General features: G+C 37.7%; 13 protein-coding genes and 1 pseudogene. 1 reads left to right on the plus strand and 13 read right to left on the minus strand.

The genetic code is table 11. The features are described from left to right. Positions 1-381: 381 nt before the first annotated feature. From CHX27_RS05485 to CHX27_RS05515, 7 genes are all read right to left on the minus strand, one after another. Positions 382-2,604, minus strand: a complete 2,223-nt coding sequence (locus tag CHX27_RS05485; protein WP_094485758.1) for a RelA/SpoT family protein — start codon at positions 2,602-2,604, stop codon at positions 382-384. Positions 2,605-2,667: 63 nt separating this feature from the next. Beyond that, the gene (locus CHX27_RS05490) at positions 2,668-3,444 is read right to left on the minus strand and encodes a TrmH family RNA methyltransferase (protein WP_094485759.1); all 777 of its coding nucleotides are present in this window, start codon (positions 3,442-3,444) and stop codon (positions 2,668-2,670) included. After that, positions 3,445-4,785, minus strand: coding sequence for a DUF58 domain-containing protein (locus CHX27_RS05495; protein WP_243388964.1), 1,341 nt, complete (start codon positions 4,783-4,785; stop codon positions 3,445-3,447). Continuing rightward, complete coding sequence (locus CHX27_RS05500) at positions 4,786-5,790, minus strand: AAA family ATPase (RefSeq protein ID WP_094485761.1); 1,005 nt, start codon at positions 5,788-5,790, stop codon at positions 4,786-4,788. It abuts the gene before it with no gap. 2 nt (positions 5,791-5,792) lie between these two features. Further along, entirely contained in the window at positions 5,793-6,956 is a 1,164-nt protein-coding gene (locus CHX27_RS05505) for a hypothetical protein (RefSeq protein WP_094485762.1), read from the minus strand. Further along, a complete protein-coding gene (locus CHX27_RS05510) occupies positions 6,949-7,641 on the minus strand; it encodes a hypothetical protein (protein WP_094485763.1) in 693 nt (230 codons plus the stop codon). The genes CHX27_RS05505 and CHX27_RS05510 overlap by 8 nt, the downstream gene beginning before the upstream one ends. Before the next feature lie 2 nt (positions 7,642-7,643). Further along, positions 7,644-8,621, minus strand: a complete 978-nt coding sequence (locus CHX27_RS05515) for a stage II sporulation protein M (RefSeq protein ID WP_094485764.1) — start codon at positions 8,619-8,621, stop codon at positions 7,644-7,646. Between the two features lie 20 nt (positions 8,622-8,641). Between CHX27_RS05515 and CHX27_RS05520 the strand changes: the two genes are divergently transcribed. Further along, positions 8,642-9,385, plus strand: coding sequence for an RDD family protein (locus tag CHX27_RS05520; RefSeq protein WP_094485765.1), 744 nt, complete (start codon positions 8,642-8,644; stop codon positions 9,383-9,385). Positions 9,386-9,708: 323 nt separating this feature from the next. On the opposite strand, the gene secDF is transcribed toward CHX27_RS05520, so the two are convergent. From secDF to CHX27_RS05545, 6 genes and pseudogenes are all read right to left on the minus strand, one after another. Beyond that, complete coding sequence (secDF, locus tag CHX27_RS05525; protein WP_094485766.1) at positions 9,709-12,684, minus strand: protein translocase subunit SecDF; 2,976 nt, start codon at positions 12,682-12,684, stop codon at positions 9,709-9,711. 218 nt (positions 12,685-12,902) lie between these two features. Further along, entirely contained in the window at positions 12,903-13,838 is a 936-nt protein-coding gene (locus tag CHX27_RS05530) for a malate dehydrogenase (RefSeq protein WP_094485767.1), read from the minus strand. Positions 13,839-13,943: 105 nt separating this feature from the next. Further along, positions 13,944-14,105, minus strand: a pseudogene (locus CHX27_RS15245) (IS982 family transposase); the annotation flags it as partial. Positions 14,106-14,158: 53 nt separating this feature from the next. Next, positions 14,159-15,166, minus strand: a complete 1,008-nt coding sequence (locus CHX27_RS05535; protein WP_094485768.1) for a hypothetical protein — start codon at positions 15,164-15,166, stop codon at positions 14,159-14,161. Between the two features lie 203 nt (positions 15,167-15,369). Beyond that, positions 15,370-18,030, minus strand: a complete 2,661-nt coding sequence (locus CHX27_RS05540) for a carboxypeptidase-like regulatory domain-containing protein (protein ID WP_094485769.1) — start codon at positions 18,028-18,030, stop codon at positions 15,370-15,372. Continuing rightward, on the minus strand, positions 18,023-18,778 hold the full coding sequence (locus CHX27_RS05545) for a GLPGLI family protein (RefSeq protein WP_094485770.1): 756 nt from the start codon (positions 18,776-18,778) through the stop codon (positions 18,023-18,025). Before CHX27_RS05545 ends, CHX27_RS05540 begins: the two co-directional genes overlap by 8 nt. Positions 18,779-18,831: the final 53 nt, after the last annotated feature.

Here is an 18,831-nt window from a genome sequence, read left to right on the forward strand (position 1 = left end):
TTCAACCGAAAGCGATGTTGTTGTTGAAGATGCCGAAGCCGATGGCGCAAAAATAGCTCCCGACACCAAGGAAATTCGGTGGGAATTGAAAGTGGAACCTAAGACTGAAGTCAAAAAACGGATGCAATACACCGTTAAATCGCCGAAATCGAGTAGGGTAGTGCTGGAATAAACGTCGGGGCAGATTGCTTGTGGCGACGATACGTTTGTGCACAATTTTCGGCTAGGGATTGCAGTGAAAATAGCAGCAGCTAAAACTGTATTGAAGCTAGACAAGCCAACGCGACCAACGGAAGCGCTTGGATTGCCTAAGCTGAAAACGGTTTTAGCTGTTGCTGTTGTAACGGAAAGCCCGGTTGCTTGCAAAGCCGCCAAATCAAACTAATCGTGATAGACACGCGTTACCTTATCAATACCGTCGATTTTTTTAATGTTGTCGACCAAGCGGCGCAAAATGGTATTGTTTTGAACAACCACAGCTACTTGTCCGGTGAAAATTCCGGCTTCAGAACTTAATGAAATACTTTGAATGTTTACGTGCATGTTACTCGAAATCACTTGTGTAAGTTGGTTGGTAAGTCCGAGTGAATCCATACCTGTAATTTTAAGAATGGCTTTAAATTCTTGCTGTGTAGAGTCGATCCATTTTGCGGGAATGATGCGATACGCGTAGTTTGATTGCAAACTTATGGCATTCGGGCAATCTTTGCGATGCACTTTAATACCGTCGTTTATCGTTACGAATCCAAACACTTCGTCGCCCGGAATCGGATTGCAGCAATTTGCGAGTTTGTAGTCGAGTTTGTCTTGTTCGACACCAAACACGAGCATGTCGTAATTGCTGCTAAGTTCCTCTCTTTTAATCTCTTCGGGTTCGATTTGCGTGTTGCTACGCTTGATTTTGCTTTTGAAGAAATTAATGATGGAATTGCTTTTGAGCGACGCATATTCTTTGAGTTGAGCGTTTTCGATGGTGCCAATTCCGACGCGATAAAACAAATCTAGACTAGTTTTGAGTTTGAAAAACACAACCAGCTCATTCACAACGTTTTCGTTGAGTGTAATTTTGAGGTGTCGGAGTTTTCGAACCAGCAATTCTTTGCCTTCTTCGGCTATTTTCTTGGTATTTTCGTTGAGAACACTCTTGATTTTGTTTTTCGCTCGCGAGGTGGTTACGTAATCGAGCCAGTGCATGGTTGGCTTTTGATTGGGCGACGTAATTACCTCGACTTGATCGCCACTTTTGAGTTCGTAATTAAGTGGAACGAGTTTACCGTTTACACGTGTTCCGCGGGTTTTTACACCCACAGCCGAGTGAATACTGAACGCAAAATCGAGCGTTGTAGCGCCTTTAGGTAGCGATTTAATTTCGCCTTTGGGCGTAAAGACAAAGATCTCTTTATTGTAGAGATTCATCTTAAAGTCTTCTACGAAATCAACGGCGTTAGTTTCTTGATTTTCAAGAGCTTCACGCAGTAGATTTAACCAAACGTCGAGACCGCTTTCTTCGGTGGCACCTTGTTTGTATTTGTAATGCGCGGCGTATCCTTTTTCGGCAATTTCGTCCATCCGTTCGCTGCGCACTTGAATTTCGACCCAGCGGCCTTTCGGACCCATAACCGTGATGTGAAGTGCTTCGTAGCCGGTTGATTTAGGCGAAGAAATCCAATCGCGTAATCTACTCGGGCTTGGTCTGTAATCGTCGGTTACAATCGAATAGATTTTCCATGCGAGAAATTTTTCTTCGTTGGGTTGTGCTTTGTAGATGATTCGCAATGCAAATTTATCGTACACTTCTTCGTACGTAACATTTTGCGCTTTCATTTTGCGGCGAATCGAATAAATCGACTTTGGGCGGCCTTTTATCGTGTATTGAATACCTTCGGCGTCGAGCGATTTCTTGAGAACGTCGGATATGCTTTTAATGTATTCGTCTTGTTCTTCCTTGGTTTCTTTTATTTTACTGAGAATTTCCTGATAAACTGCAGGTTCGGTGTATTTGAGTCCGAGATCTTCCAGTTCGGTTTTGATATTATAGAGTCCGAGACGGTGTGCAAGAGGTGCGTAGATATAAAGGGTTTCGGAGGCGATTTTCATTTGTTTGTGCTCCGCCATCGAATCCATGGTTTGCATGTTGTGCAAGCGGTCGGCGAGTTTTATCAGAATTACGCGAACGTCGTCGTTAAGTGTCAGCAACATTTTGCGGAAATTCTCGGCTTGAATAGAAATGTTGTGCTCTTTTTGAACTTGGGAAATTTTGGTAAGACCTTCTACCAGCTGCGCTACCTTTTTGTTGAACATTCGTTCGATATCGGCGACGGTAAGCGGCGTATCTTCTACGACGTCGTGCATAAGCGCTGCGGCGATTGCCGTTGGGCCCAGGCCGATTTGAGACGCTACTATTTTAGCGACGGCAATTGGGTGAAAAATATACGCTTCTCCCGACTTGCGTCGCTGGTCTTTATGTGCGTCTACAGCTACATCAAACGCTTTGCGAATCAGCTTTTTATCGTCTTCAGACAGTGTTTGGTAGCTGATGCGTAAAAGTTCTTTGTATTCTTTCGCAATGGCTTTGTTTTCCAATTCTAATTCAACCTCGGTCATACCTTTGCTTTAAAATTTGAATGTAGCAAATTTTATGCAATAATTCAAGTGCCGAATTAAATTTTAGAAACCTCGTTGGCGTGCGGCTTCAAAGAGTAGAATAGCTGCAGCCACCGATACATTCATCGAGTCAACTTTGCCGCGCATCGGAATAATGATGTTTTGTTTTGCAGCTTCGCGCCAGATGCTAGTAAGGCCGGTAGATTCGGTGCCGACGGCTATTGCTGTGCCTTGGGTAAAATCGACACGATCGTAGTGATTGGCATTTTGTAAGGTTGCCGCAAAAATTGAGATCTTATTTTTAGTGAGGTATTCGATTGCTTCCGCAGAACTAGAAATGGCAACCGGAACGCTGAAAACGCAACCCACACTCGAGCGAATAACGTTCGGATTGTACAGATCGGATAGATTGTCGGCTAGAATTACCGCATCGGCTCGAACGGCGTCGGCTGTGCGGAGAATTGCACCCACATTTCCTGGTTTTTCGATCCGTTCGGCTACCAGAATCAACGGATTTTCGGGTAGTTGAAGTTCTGCTAAGCTGTGTGATTTCGCTGCGGCAACGGCTAAGATGCCTTCGGTGCTGTCGCGGTAAGCTAATTTCTGATAAACGGCTCGGCTTATCGAAATGCGTTCATTGGCTTGAGGAAGTTCACGCTCGTTAAAAATTTCGTCACAAAAAAGCACTTTTTCAAGAACATAACCTGATTGAACCGCAAGTTCGATTTCCTGAATGCCTTCGATAACAAATGCGTTGGCTTGCCGGCGTGCTTTCGACTTTTCTTGCAACAGCAGCAGTTCTTTAACCAACGGATTTGAAAGCGATTCGATTTTTTTCATTTACAAAATACCGCGTGATTTAATTTCCAAATACTTGTTTAACGTATTTAAGGTCAAATCTTCGGGTTTGGTGAGTATGGTTAAAATTCCGTGTTTGCGCAATTCAGCTGCTAGTGCGCGCTTTTCAAAGGCAAATTTCTCTGCAATAGCGTGGTCGTAAATTTCGCGAAGATTATTTGCTTTCTTTTCAGCAATTTTATCGAGTTCGGTATTGGTGAAAAAGATCACAACCACTAAGTGCGATTTGGCTAAACCTTTCAAATATTTGAGTTGTCGTTGCCAACCATCTCGCGTTTCAAAGTTGGTGTAAATCATTAACAAACTGCGCTGACGAACGTTGGTTTTCACGTAAGTGTACAGTTTTCCAAAATCAGTTTCTTGGTACTTGTTATCGATGTTGTACAAGTTTTCGAGAATTTGCTGCATGTGAATGGCACGACGTTCGGCCGGAACTTTGTTATCAACAAATTTGGCAAAACTTACTAATCCGGCTTTATCTCCTTTTCGAAGAATGGCAGAACTCAACACCAGCGAAGCATTCACGGCGTAATCGAGTAAGGAGAGTCCGTCGAATGGCATTTTCATAACCCGCCCGCGGTCGATAAGCATATATACATTTTGCGAACGTTCTTCTTGGTATTGATTAACCATGAGTTGCGATCGTTTGGCGGTAGCTTTCCAGTTGATGGTTTTTAAATCGTCGCCGGTAACGTAGTCTTTAATTTGTTCGAATTCAGTTGCTTGCCCAATTCTACGTACTTTTTTTATTCCGTATGCATGAACTTGCGGTGTTGCGGCAATGAGTTCGTACTTTTTGAGTTGTATGAAACTCGGATATGACTTGGTGTTCTGCGCAAGCGGATGTACTTGTTTACGCGCCAATATTCCCAACGCGGTCTGGGCAATGGTAATGACATTTCCAAAATCGTAATCGCCGCGTTCTAATGGCTTTATCTCGTAGGTTTTAGTTAATCGTTCGCGTTCATTGAGCTGAAATTCCAAACTGAAATTCCGAATTTGCAATAAAAATGGAAGTTCATCGATTACCTTCAGCTGAATGGGGAAGTTATAAGTCGATTGAATGAGCAGCTGCACGGGATTCTTATCTCCGTTAGAGATTTTTTCCGCTACTTTTCGTTGAACGCGAATGGGCTTTTTCAATCCGAATAAGCGCAATATTTCGTAGCCTAATAAACCGCAGAAAAAAATCGATAGCAACACAGCCGAATAGAACAATTGTGAAAAGAAAAAGCTAAGTACAAACAGCACAATCAACAGCGCCATTCCAAAGAAAAAGCGGTTGGTGGGAACGAGGTTGAATATGCGATTTAATCTTTTCACTTAGCGTGGAATTTCAGTGTTTTCGATAATTTGCGTAATGATTTCTTTAGCAGTTACGCCTTCCATTTCGCGCTCTGGCGATACAACAATGCGGTGGATTAATACGGGAACGGCAGCTGCTTTTACATCGTCTGGAATAACGAAATCGCGACCAGCGATCGCAGCAAAAGCTTTTGCGGCATTTAAAATGGCGATACTCGCACGTGGCGAAGCACCTAAAAAGATAAACGGATGTTCGCGCGTCTGACAAACCACTTGGGCAATGTACTTCAGTAAGTCGTTTTCTACCAATATTTTACGAACCGTTTGTTGCAGCGTTTGAATGTCAATTCCCTTGATAACCGACCCAATTGCGGCTGTTTTATCGGTTCCGTCTTGATTGTTTTCGCGAGTAAGAATTTCAATTTCGTGATCTAATTCCGGATGTTCGATATTGATTTTAAACAAGAATCGGTCGAGTTGCGCTTCGGGAAGTCGATACGTACCTTCTTGTTCAATCGGGTTTTGGGTGGCGAGTACCAGAAACGGTGCATCCATGGTGAATTGTTCGCCGTCTATACTAATTTGGCGCTCTTCCATAACTTCGAACAATGCGGCTTGTGTTTTTGCCGGCGCGCGGTTAATTTCGTCAATGAGAACGAGTTGCGAAAAAATCGGTCCTTTACGGAACTGAAACTCCGAGGTTTTCATGTTAAACGTTGAAGTTCCCAGAATATCCGAAGGCATTAAATCGGGTGTGAATTGAATCCGATTGAATTGAATATCAAGCGATTTAGCAACCAATTTAGCTGTTAGTGTTTTTGCGACTCCGGGAACGCCCTCGAGCAATACGTGTCCGTTAGCTAAAATAGCCGCGATCAGGTAATCGATAACGTCTTCTTGACCAACAATTACTTGCGCAATATTGTCGCGAATGGCATCCACAGCCGTGCGCAATTCCTGCAAATCGATTTTTTGCTCAAATTGTGGCAAGTGGGTTTCTTCGGGCATGGGCGTATTTTCCATATTTAGTCTATTTTTTTGTTGAAGAATTTGTCTAGTGCGTCGTTCAGTTCAATTAAATCTGCTTTCGTAAATCTAACTTTTTCGTTTCCAAGTCGAATGATCAAATCGATCAATGCTTTTACTTCCTCTTCTGATTTCCCAGATTTCAAGCGAAGTTTTCGAATAAATGTTTGATCTAAAACATCGGTTTGGAGGAAATATTCCGATTTAATGCGGTCAAAAAAGTAAATGAGTTTCTTTTTAATTAAGTCGTCGTGATTGTTTTGATTGTAATAAAGATTTCCGATTGTTCGAACAAAATCAACCGTAGTATTTCGATTGGGTACCAATTCGGGAATGATACGCTGCATGCGACGCGAGCGGAATACCATCAGTAAAAATAAGCTGAGCAGCAGTAGTTGCCAAGCAATTTCTAAGGCACGATTTTCAAAAATAAATCGAAGCGGAGAACTAATTCTGTCGCTATTTGTATTGTAATTTACATACCAATCAATTGGTTTGTCGTTGATAAACGACAGTAAATACGACGCTTTTTGTCGGGATTGCTTGTGATGCAGCAAGTCGATATTACTGAAATGATACGGATTTCCGTTTAGATAAAATTTGCCCTTTCCGTATTGTATTTCAATGGTTTCCACATATAAACTGTCTGCTTTTTTTGCAGAAACAATTCGTGTTGTATTTGGATCGACTTTTTTGAAAGTACTGCTAGGAAACAAACCATGCGCCTTGTTTATGTCGTTCTCTTTGATTTCGAAATTGTAATGCGGTTGCAATTGAAAATGAAGTGAATCGCGTAGCATTTTTGGAAACGTAAACGCAGAAATCATCACTTTCGAACCGGCATCAACGTAGTTTAATAGTTCTTCCACCGAAGAATCATCGATTTGCACGTTCAAGGGCAACACAAAAAGGTAGTTTTTGTCGGCGTGATAGGCAGTATCGTTCTCGAATTCGATATAAGGAGTTTGAAACTTTTTTTGAATGGATTTTTCCGACAAGGCGTTTACTTCTCGGTCAAAAATGTATAAATCAAGCGGCCCTTTTTCATACAACTGAAATTTTGGAGTCCAATCGATCTCCTTCGTTTCTTCGCTTTGAACTATGGTGAGTAGCAAACAAAGTAAGACCAAAATACCGATTAAAGAACCTGTTTTTCTATCCATTTAGTCGCTTATTTAACAGGTTAAACGACTTTTCCATTTCACTAAAATCGGTGTTTTTTAGTTCTTTTTCGCCATACCAAACATTTTCAAATACATAAACTATGTGGTCGAAAAAACTTCTGATTTGCGTATTCTTAATCTGTCTTCTGAAATCTATATTCGTTTTGTCGGCATCGTATACAATCGAACCTGCGGCAGCTAGCTTTTTAATCGTTAATAAATAAACAACTCGACTGGCGAAGCGGTAATTTTCTTCTTTTTTAAATTGCACCAATAACTGCTCCAAATTCTCTTCGGTTGCTTCTACGGAAGTCGCAAAATCGAACTGAAAGTCGGTTTCCTTATTTTCGAAAAACCAATTTCCTTTGTGTTTAATCACGGCACGAACCACAATGTAAATCACTATAGCGAGTAAAATTAAGCCCACAGTGTTTATCAGAGTGTCTACTGCGTTTTCAAGTGATTTCTGGCTGTCAAAGTCAAACAAATCATTGAGCACTCGGGCGAGCCATGCTTTAAGCTCATCCCACAAATTAGACACCGCCTTTTTCTCCTGATACTGAAAGTCGCTATCGGCGTATTTTTTTGCCAAGTCGTCCTTGATTGTTTTGTAGGCACGAGTAGTATCCACAAACGTCTGGTTTGCTGCCAATGAATCGGAAACGTTCTTCGGGATTTCGCTCATGGCTAGTTAAAGTCGGGTTTTTGAAGTACAACTTTAGCCATGCGCAACGGTAAAATCAGGAAATAGAACGAAATCAGAAACAGGGTTACAAATATGATTCCGAAGTTTACGTATGCAGGCATTACGATAGCATATCGTGTCACGAAACCTTCGAGAAAGCCAGCGCAAATCAGAAAAGGGTAGGTGGTCAGGAAAATGTAAAACACGTTTCTAAAGGTTCGTTTAAATGAATCAAATCGGGAGTAAGTTTCAGGAAATAGAATAGATCCGCCCAAAATAAAACCGCAGGCCGCTTGCATCGTAATGGCAAATATTTCCATCGATCCATGGATCCAAATTCCTTGAACAGATTCATACAATACGCCTTGTTCGTAAAAAAAGTACTGAAACGAACCTAGCATAATGCAATTAAATAGCAGTACGTAGGCTGTTCCAATTCCGAGGAAAATACCGTATAAGAAGCATCGTAAGCCCACAAGTAGGTTGTTCATTGTAATGCCAATAAAACTGCCCCAGTTGCTGCCACTACTGTAAATCGCAGTCGGATTTCCAGCTTTAATGTTTTCTAAAGTTTGGTTGACATACGCGTCGCCTAAAATTAATCGCACAAAGCTCGGATCGTATTTAGCCGAAATAACTCCAATACCTACTAAAACGAAAAACGCGATAAACGTCCGGTAAATATATTTTCGGTAGCGGTAATTAAGCATCGGAACTTCTAAAAAGAAAAAGTTAACCAACCGATTGCGCTCCTGCCGCCGCGTTCGGTAAATTTTTTGAAAAACCTCGACCGTTAGTTGATTGAGATAAGCTTTTGTGCGACTTTTCGGATAAAAAGTTTGTGCAAATGAAAGGTCGTTTACTAACTCAATGTACATAGACGCCATCTCATCGGGCGATTTAACACTTCTGGTCTTGATTATTTGTTCATATTCAAGCCATTTTTCTTTATTTTGCTTAATAAAGGCTACCTCTCTCATCGAAAACGAAAATAAGGATTATGAGCGAAATTTCAATACTTACCACGCAAAATGTTGCCATAGATTTTACGGCCGCCAGTATCGGACAACGTATCTTAGCAACAATTTTAGATACGTTAGTACTTATAGGCTATAGTTTCTTAATCGGTTTCTTTGTTTTCCAGTATCTTGGAGTGTCAGATTATATTAGAGATCTTGATAATTGGTCGCAATTGGCCGTAGGAATTTTATTCTTCTTTCCTATAATTATTTATAGTGTTACACTCGAAACCATCTTGGAAGGGCAGTCGCTCGGCAAGAAAATCGTCGGTATTCGTGTGGTTAAAATCGACGGTTACGAAGCCGGCTTTGCCGATTACCTCATTCGTTGGTTTTTCCGTTGTGTTGATGTACTTATCGCTAGCGGAACTATTGGTTTAGTTGCTATCATTGCCACAAAGCGCTCGCAACGATTAGGCGATTTAGCTGCCGGAACTGCTGTGATTTCCTTACGCCGTAACGCATCGGTTAAACAAACGATTTTAATCGAGCTGGAAGATAATTACAAACCAACGTATCAGCAGGTTTTAAAACTTTCCGACAGCGATGTTCGAATCATTAAAAATGTGTTCGAGACCGCATCGGCCGAGTTCAATGTGGCGCGCATCAAGCAGCTGCGAACAAAGGTAGAGTCGGTTATTGGTGAACAACCACAAGAATTAAGCGACACGCGACTAATCAATACAGTACTACGCGATTATAATTACTACACGGGTCAAGCATAAATCTACCAACCACACTCAGTTAAGTCTATCTTTTTTTTGGGCACATCCTGCCGCATGAAATAGGTTGAAGCGCATGCGGCAGGTCGGGCTTTCCGCGTCAATTTCCCGTTTTGCACGCAGTTCAACTAGGCTCAAAAAAGGGCTTCTTCCAGTCGCCTTTTTTTATGCCGTTTCACTGCGCGCAATGCCGGTCTATTTCTGCTGCAATCCCTTGTGCGGAAAGACGTGCACCAAATCCGTGATCTCATGTAAAACAATGCAACAATAACAAGCATAAAAAAATCCGGCACTAAGGCCGGATTTTCAATATAAAAAATTGGTGGTTAGTCTGCTTTGTTGTGCTCTTCTTCAATGCGTTTGTGCTCGGCATCTGAAATGGTGTCGCACAATACAGGTGTTGCAATGAATAGGGAAGAGTAGGTACCTACAACAATACCGATTAACATCGCAAAGATAAATCCACGAATCGATTCACCTCCGAAGATAAACATGATTAAAAGTACCATGATCATGGTAAGCGATGTATTCAAAGTACGTGACATCGTTGAGTTAATCGATTGGTCTACGATGTGGTTAAATGATCCTTTTGTTTTTCCACCCAAGTACTCACGTACACGGTCGAATACAATTACCGTATCGTTCATCGAATAACCAATTACAGTAAGAATCGCCGCAATAAAGTGTTGGTCGATTTCCATACCAAAAGGCATTACTTTCCATAACAATGAGTACAATCCCAATACGAAGATAACGTCGTGTGCTACCGCGGCAATCGCGCCTAACGAGTACTGCCACTTTCTAAACGACACTTTTAAGTAAAGGAATACAATAAACATCGCACCTAAAACAGCCCAATACGCATTTGTTTTGATGTCTTCCGCAACTGTTGGTCCTACTTTTGAAGCCTGTAAAATTCCTAATTGCTTGTTGTCAGCAGTCTTAACAAACTTGTCGTAAGTCATATCTGCAGGGAAGTGCTTCTTCAAACCTTCAAATAACTTGTCGTTTACTTCTTTATCAGCTGCGGTTCCGTTTTCGTTTACTTTGTATTTGGTTGTAATTTTTAATTGGTTTTTGCTTCCAAAAACTTTCGCTTCTACAGCGCTTCCGAAAACTTTTGATAATTCTTCTTTAACTTCTTCAGTCGAAACTTCTTTATCGAAGCGTACTTGGAAAGTTCTTCCACCCACAAAGTCAACGCCGTAGTTTAAGCCGTTTGTAGCCAACGAAGCCACAGAAACGATACAAACTACTAAAGAGAAGATATAGAATCCTTTTTTGTACTTCAAGAAGTCAACATTAAAGTTAGTGAACCAGTTTTTAGTAAGGTTTGTGCTAAACTGTAAAGAGTGTCCTTTAGCAATACTCCAATCAATTAAAATTCTTGAGATGAAAATTGAAGTAAATAAAGATGTTACAATACCAATTAATAACGTAAGTGCGAAACCGTAAATCGGACCGCTTCCGAACAACAAGAGTACAATACCTGTTAAGATGTGTGTAACGTTTGCATCAACAATTGAGCGCATGGCACCTTTCCAACCATACGATGCTTTAATAGCCTCTTCGATTGATTTTCCGTGACGCAATTCTTCTTTAGCTCGTTCATAGATAATAATGTTTGCATCTACAGCAGTACCCATTGTAAGTACGATACCTGCAATACCTGGTAATGTTAGTACGAAACCAGCGCTCGCCATTACACCAAAAATGAACAATAAGTTTACCGCAAGAGCAATGTTTGCATACCAACCCGCTCTTCCGTAAAATACAATCATCCAAAGTGATACTAGTAACAAACCAACTAATGATGAGTTTATACCGTTATCGATGGCTTCTTTACCTAAAGACGGTCCAACAACCTCCGAAGAGATAATATCTGCGGCAGCAGGAAGTTTACCAGCACGTAATACGTTAGCTAAGTCTTTTGTTTCGGTAACATCAAAATTTCCAGAAATTACAGAATTTCCACCAGAGATTTTTCCAGAAGAAACACCTGGAGCTGAGTAAACTACGTCGTCGAGTACAATCGCGATAAAGCCTTTTTCAGTGTAGGCTTTCTCGGTCATTTCTTCCCAAGTTTTTGCACCAGCACCGTTCATCGACATGTTTACACATGGCTTACCTAGTTGGTCGAATGAATCGCGGGCATCAGTAATAACTCCACCGCTCATTGGAGCTGTGTTTGTTCTGTTTCCGCGTAAAGCGTATAATTCAAAGGTTTCTTCCTCTTCTTTAGTTTTGTCGTTTATCTGATTTACTGGTTTACCCCAAACAAATTTAGCGTAGCGCAATGCTGGACCCATCAAGGCTTTTACATCCGCACGTTTCAAATATCCGTTAATTGCAGCAGTATCTTTTTTGGCATAAATACCTAAAACCGGACCACCACCTTGTGCAACCATTTTACCAACAAGCGGACCCGCTTCAGCAGCAGCAGCCGTAGTATCTTTTGAATCGGTCAAAAGTTTTGCTAATGAATCGTTTTTGGTTGTAGTAGGTGTTTCCTTTACAGCTACAGTCTTTTCTGTCTTTTTCAATAAATCGTTAGCTGATAGCAAGAAATTACCAACTTCTTCAATCTTGAACGTTTCCCAGAACTCTAATTGAGCTGTACTAGAAAGTAGTCTCTTAATACGGTCAACGTCTTTAGCGCCTGGTAATTCAACCAAGATTCGGCCTGATTCCCCAAGCTTCTGAATATTCGGTTGTGTTACACCGAATTTATCGATACGTTTTCTCAATACTTCGAAAGCCGAGTCAACCGATTCGTCAACTTTTTTACGGATAACTTTTTCAACTTCTTTATCAGACATGTTGATGTTAACGCCGTCTTCACCTTGTAGTAAGCGATTAGCAAAAATGTCTGGCGAAGCTAATGGGGTACCGTTAGCTACTTCAGCGAAAGCTTCAAAAAATGCATCAATGTAATCTTGATTACCTTTCTGATTCTTTGTTGCTTGATCAAGCGCTTTGTTAAAAGCCGGATTGGTAGTCTTGTTAGCCAATCCTTTCAAGATGTCTTTTACTGAAATTTGAAGCGTTACGTTAATACCGCCTTCAAGGTCAAGACCTTTGTTGATTTTCTTTCCTTTTACGTCGTTGTAGGTAAAGTAATTCAGAAATACTTTTTGTTTTCCGATGGAATCTAAGTATTTCACTTCTTTCATCGGATCGCCTTTGGCATATGCCTTAGCTTTCTTTTCCCACGTATCTGCAACAAATGTAAACGTCAACTGGTAAATGGAAACCAGCGCGAACAAGATGGCAAAAAACTTAACTAAACCTCTATTCTGCATTACTTACTAATTAATTAAAACGTTGTTTTTTTGTCTTAATGATGTTAAAAATCTTCTAAATGTTTGGATATGAGGAACTAAATACGTATACTTAAGTCACCCTATTTTTTAAAACGGACAAATATATAATATTGACGCTATTTGCCCCAATTTATTTGTTTGAAATACACAAAAGGCTGTCGATATCAACAGCCTTTCGTTGTATTTGTCTTAAAAACTTATGCTAAAATCGATTTTAAGTCGGCATTCATCGCGCGAACTGCATCAGCACTCTTTGCGAACAATTCTTTTTCGGCCTCATTTAAATTGATTGTCACTATTTCTTCCAATCCGTTTCTTCCGATGATGCAAGGAACTCCGATGCAAATATCGTTTTGTCCGTATTCGCCTTCTAGATAAACCGAACAAGCAATCATTTTGCGTTGGTTATTTAAAATACTGTCTACTAAATACGCTACAGATGCTCCCGGTGCATACCAGGCTGATGTTCCGAGTAGTTTTGTAAGTGTAGCACCACCTACCATAGTATCGGCAGCAACTTGTTGCAATGCTGCTTCGCTAAGAAACTCGCTAACAGGAATTCCATTATAAGAAGCTAATCGCGTAAGCGGAATCATGGTTGTATCGCCGTGGCCACCAATCACCATCGCTGATACGTCGTTTGCAGGTTTATCTAGAGCTTTCGATAAAAAGTATTTGAAACGAGAACTATCGAGAGCGCCTCCCATACCAATGATTCTATTCTTAGGTAAGCCTGTAGCTTTCAAAGCCAAATACGTCATTGTATCCATTGGATTCGACACAACTACCAATATAGCGTTTGGAGAATGTTGTAACACGTTCTCGGCAACCGATTTTACGATTCCGGCGTTAATTCCAATCAACTCTTCACGTGTCATTCCCGGTTTACGTGGAATTCCTGAGGTTATTACAACCACGTCGCTGTTTGCAGTTTTGGTGTAGTCGTTTGTAACACCACTTAATTGTGTATTAAAACCTGTCGTGGTAGCGCACTGCATGATGTCCATCGCTTTTCCTTCAGCAAAACCCTCCTTGATGTCGAGGAGTACAACTTCTGAAGCAATTCCGCGATATGAAATGATATCGGCACAAGATGCGCCCACGTTGCCGGCGCCAACAATAGTAACTTTCATGTTTTTCGTATTTAATGGAAATGGTATTGAATTGAAATGTTTGAGTTTACAAATTTACCGAACGCAAGCGAACTTTGTATGTAAAAGTTCACCCGTTGGGTGAAATTAAATTAATTGATTTTTGATGTTATTTATTGGTCTATCAAAGATAAATTTGTTGATATATTGAACCAGAGTTAATGCTGTTATTTTGGCTAAAATTCGGGTTTTAAATCCTTCAAAAGTTTTAGCATAATTTCTTNTGCACTTGAACCCACCACAAAACTGTCATACGAAGAACTGAAACCGCCATTTCGCCAAACCGCTGTTATGCCCAGTTTTTATTCTGCTAAGTAAGCATTCAGTTGATTAATATAGTTTGTCACCATTTCTGATGCCTTGATTAATGCTAGTTTATTAGGATTAAGTACTTCCTTAAATGTTAAGTGTCTTTGTTGGTATACAGCAAAAAAGTCATTTGTCTTAAACTTAGAGCTAAACTCAAATTCACCCTCTGAAAACTTTTCGACTAAACAGCGACCACAAACTGGTCCATCCCTACGTCCCGTGCTTCTTACATACCTTTCAGTTCTTTCTGGTGTCATAGAAAATCCTGTTTCTAATGTCCCTTTAATGATTTGGAATTGTTGGATTAAATAAATGTCTTCTCCCTTTCTTTCCTCATAGCTTCTCACTAGAAAACGTCCTTCTTGTGTTTCTGCTTTGATTTGGTTGATTTCTTTTTCAATAGTGTCTAAAGAAAAGGCAAGGGAATTTTTCATCTTCACATCCAAACATTCAGTAAAATGGTACTTATATGTTTCAATTACCTTATTAACGGATGAAGAATGTCTGTTAGATATCATTGTTAGATACAATTCAATTCTCATTGCAAATGCAATTGTGTCGTAATGTCCGTAACCGTATTGCATCAATTGTCTTACAGCTGGTTGAAGGTCAAAAAGTAGTTCTTGAATTTCCTTTTGCGTTTGGGTATTTTGAAGATAACGGTCGTTGTTTCTTCTCCAATGAGAGTTATTTGCCTCAATAGTTTGAATTTTTGCTATTAAACCTGTTGAAATTAATTCCTCAAATTTAGAATCAATATGAACTCGTAAAAGGTCAAGTGCTTTTGTAACGCCAATAAGTAATCTTTTTATTTCAGCTAGTTGTTTTGATATTTCTTTTAACCATTTGTCATTGTCTGACTTTTTTTTACCCCAAGTTTCATAGGCAAATTTGGCTGCTGAAACTATCATTCCTATTGTGGCTGGGTCTACAAAGAATGATAGTTTTTCGGGATTTCTATTTTCAAAATCCTCAAGTGTCTGAAGTTGTTTTTTGTTCATTTTTATGAGATATTAATTGTTAAGAAGTTTTCTTTCCGATTGTCTGCAAAATTGGGCACAACGTTTTGCATATTTATGAAGTGGCGGCTTTTGAAAACCGATGTTTCTTTTTTAGCACTTAACTTTCTTTGATGCACAAAGTTTACTTTTAGCACTAAACCCGCCATTTCATAAATATGATGTTGCAAGAAGCCTTTCTTCTTTTAAAACCTATATTCCATTTTCAGCAATACATATCTTGGCATTAATCTATATTCTGTTTGTGAAATGTTGATGTCTGAAATACTATAATTTCTGAATGTTTCTGTGTTAAAAAGATTATTACCTGACAAGAAAAAAGTTAGTTTGTTTTCTTTAACCACATAACGAGCTTCTAAATCTAAAAAATAATATTTGTTGTTGTCTTTGTCTAAATTTCCAAAAAAGTAACGTTCAGATTGCACTTGAATATTAAATTTATCACTAAACATAAATGACAAATCTAAAAAACTCATATTGTCTGTGAAACTATTTTTTATAGTGGTTTCTACTTGATTGTAATTCCATTTTGAACCTATATGATAATTAAAAAATCCTCTAAAACCCGAACGCAACTCAAAACCATAATCCGCATTTAAGTTTTTAACTTCTCTTAAACTTGAATTGTTTACAATGTTTTTAAAATTTGTTTTGGTTGCTCCCAAATTGATTTTTAGATTAGATTTTATAGGTTTAAAATATCTATCAATGCTTGACGAAATGGATAAAAATTCACGGTCTTTGATAATTATTTTTTCAGATTGTGAATAATTTTGAGCAATAATGGAATTAGTGCTAAAAAAATCATTGTTTTTGGAATACAAGATAAAAGTATTAGCAAAAAACTTGTCGCCCCAACTGCCATAAGTATAATTTAAAATAGCACTTGATGAATTTAATTGATTAAACTCTTCTAAACCTTTTGAAAACGAACGAAACCCTGTTTGTACAAAACCAGAATAGACATCTAAAACCCCAGCATTTGTAGTGTTATAAGAGTATGAAGTAAGGATTTTATTTTTCTCGTTAATTTTCCAATCTAAGCCAATTTTTGGCATCACAAAAAACGGATTTTGATTAGATTTGACATTAAAATTCTCTAATTGATTGAATAATTGATGTGCATCTGCTTGGGTTAATAAGGTGAATTTATTTAGTTTAAAACGATATTTAGCGGATAAATACAAATCGTTAATAGTATAAGTTAAATTATTTTGATAGCCATTTGGAAAAGAGAGATTGCTTTCATTTTCAAGCAACTCAAAACGAGTATTTAAATCATCTATTCTTAATTGATTGCCGATTTTTATTTCTAACAAATCGCCGTTTTTCTTTTTGTCTAATAAATGTGCTTCAATACCTGCAAATTGCATTTTGTTTTCGCTGAATTGTTTTGTATTGTTGGCATTTTCTGTAAACAAATCATTAAAAATAAATTGATTTACTGAATAATTTTGGGGTGTTTTTTCGTTGATATAACGACTTGAAAGTAAAAATACTTTATTCTCTTTAAACTTATTGGTATAAACTACTTTTTGGTCAAAAAGTTGGTTGTTTGCGTTTAATCGTTCGTTTAATAAATCGTTGTTGAATAACAAATCACTTCTATTTTTTTCGTTGGTTTTGTTAAATTTTCCTGTGTATTCAAAAGTTTTAGTTTTTGAAATATCGTAGGTTAAATCTATTTTTCCAAAACCTGTGAGTTGTGTTTTTCTACCTACAAAATTTTCGGTATTGGTAAATGATGTATTGCCAACAGAAAATGTTTGAAAACTATTCCTATAAAAATCAATTTCATCGGTGTTTAAAAAGCCAAGTGTTTTTAGTTTTACTTTTTCGGACAATGTGAAAATACTATTCAATGATAACATTTCTGCATTGTTGAGATTGGTTCTTTTTTGTTTTAAATTAGGAGTATCAAAACCCAAACCAAGTAATGAATTTACACTTTGATCATCGCCAATACTACCTGCTTCATCAAAACGATAGGGTCTTATTAAATGGTTAATGTCGCCTGTTGCATCTTCACCAATATTATTGAGATTTGTTAGAAAATAATATTTGTTTTTCTTACCAAAGTTCATCAAATTACCTCTTACTTCATAACGATTTTCTGAAACCAAACCATAACCTGCTTTTAAATTACCAAACCAAACCCGCTTGGCATCTTCTTTTAATGTTAAATTTAATGCAACCTTTTCGCTGTTTTCTATACCTTTTAAATGTTTATTGTTGGAGTAATTTTGATATAGTTCTACTTTGTCAATAGGATTGACAGGCATATTTTTAGTTAGTGTCTTGTATCCTTTTTCAAACATATCATCACCATCTATCATTACTTTTTCTACCTCTTGGTTGCCTACTTTTATAGTTCCGTCTGCATCTATATTTAACCCCGGTATTTTTTTTAATAAATCTTCAACTACTTGTTCGTTTCCTTGTTTAAAAGAATCTGCGTTAAAAATGATAGTGTCATTTTTTATAGTGATCGGTCTTTTTGTTTCTAAAATTATTTCTTTTAATTCAGTTACTTTAGGAGTTAAAATAAAATCGATAGTTTTTGTTTCATTTTTGTTTTCAAAAGTTAAATTTATACTTTTTTGTTCAAACCCCATAGATGAAGCTATTAAAACAAATTGACCTAATTTTTCTGTTTTTAATTCATATTTACCAAATTCATCTGTATAAGTATAAGTAATAATCTTGCCAGTGTTATCTTTTAAGATAATACTGGCAGATATTATTGGTTGATTGATATTATCTTTTACTTCTCCTTTAATTGTATTTTGAGAAAACAGATTAGTAAAAGAGAAAATATATAATAACAAAAAAAATGTTCTAATCATAATTTTTTTCAATACTTGTTGGATCAACTTTATTTACTTTAATAGATGCTCCTCGTGGTAATTTGGTTTTTAATTTTTCAATAAAATCATCTGTTATTTTTTCTTGAAATGCAACATACTCTTTAAATGTAATTTGTTTCCCTAAATGTGGTTTAGAAATACTGTTTTTATTAGAATATTCAAGTTTAACTAATTGAAATTGAATAGTTTTGTCTTCACTTTCAATTTTAATTATCAAACCAGGAAGTCCAAAAAATTTCCATGGACCAAATTGAGTAGTAATTTCAGTAGTATACCAAAAGTTATAATTTCTTCCTCTAAATTCTAATTTAGCTTTATTACATAAATAGTTACCTATTTTTATTGTATCTGATTCTAATTTCCAATGATAATTAGGCATATTTTCATTTACAATAACTGGTACAAAATTATTTTCTGTATATATATGGTCTCTAAAAATTATATTTTTATTTGTCAAAAAATATTGTTTACCAATACTATCGTTTGGCTCTTTCTTAAAATGAATATCTTCAAATTCATCTGCATATAAAGTGTCTTTAGATGATTTTAATTTTAAAAATTCAGAATAAGCTTTTGTTTTTTCTATATACAAGTTAACAATCTCGATTTTATTTTCATTTTTGTTAATGAAATCATATGTAGCAATAATCTGTTTATTACTTTGACTGTAAGAAAATTTTGAAAGTGCTATGAAAACACATATAATAATTATTATTCTATTATTCATATTTATTATTTTGAGTTATCCAAATATATTCCGTATATTTATACCTGATTTAA

This window comes from Flavobacterium aurantiibacter, from assembly GCF_002251775.1.
Taxonomy (GTDB): domain Bacteria; phylum Bacteroidota; class Bacteroidia; order Flavobacteriales; family Flavobacteriaceae; genus Flavobacterium; species Flavobacterium aurantiibacter.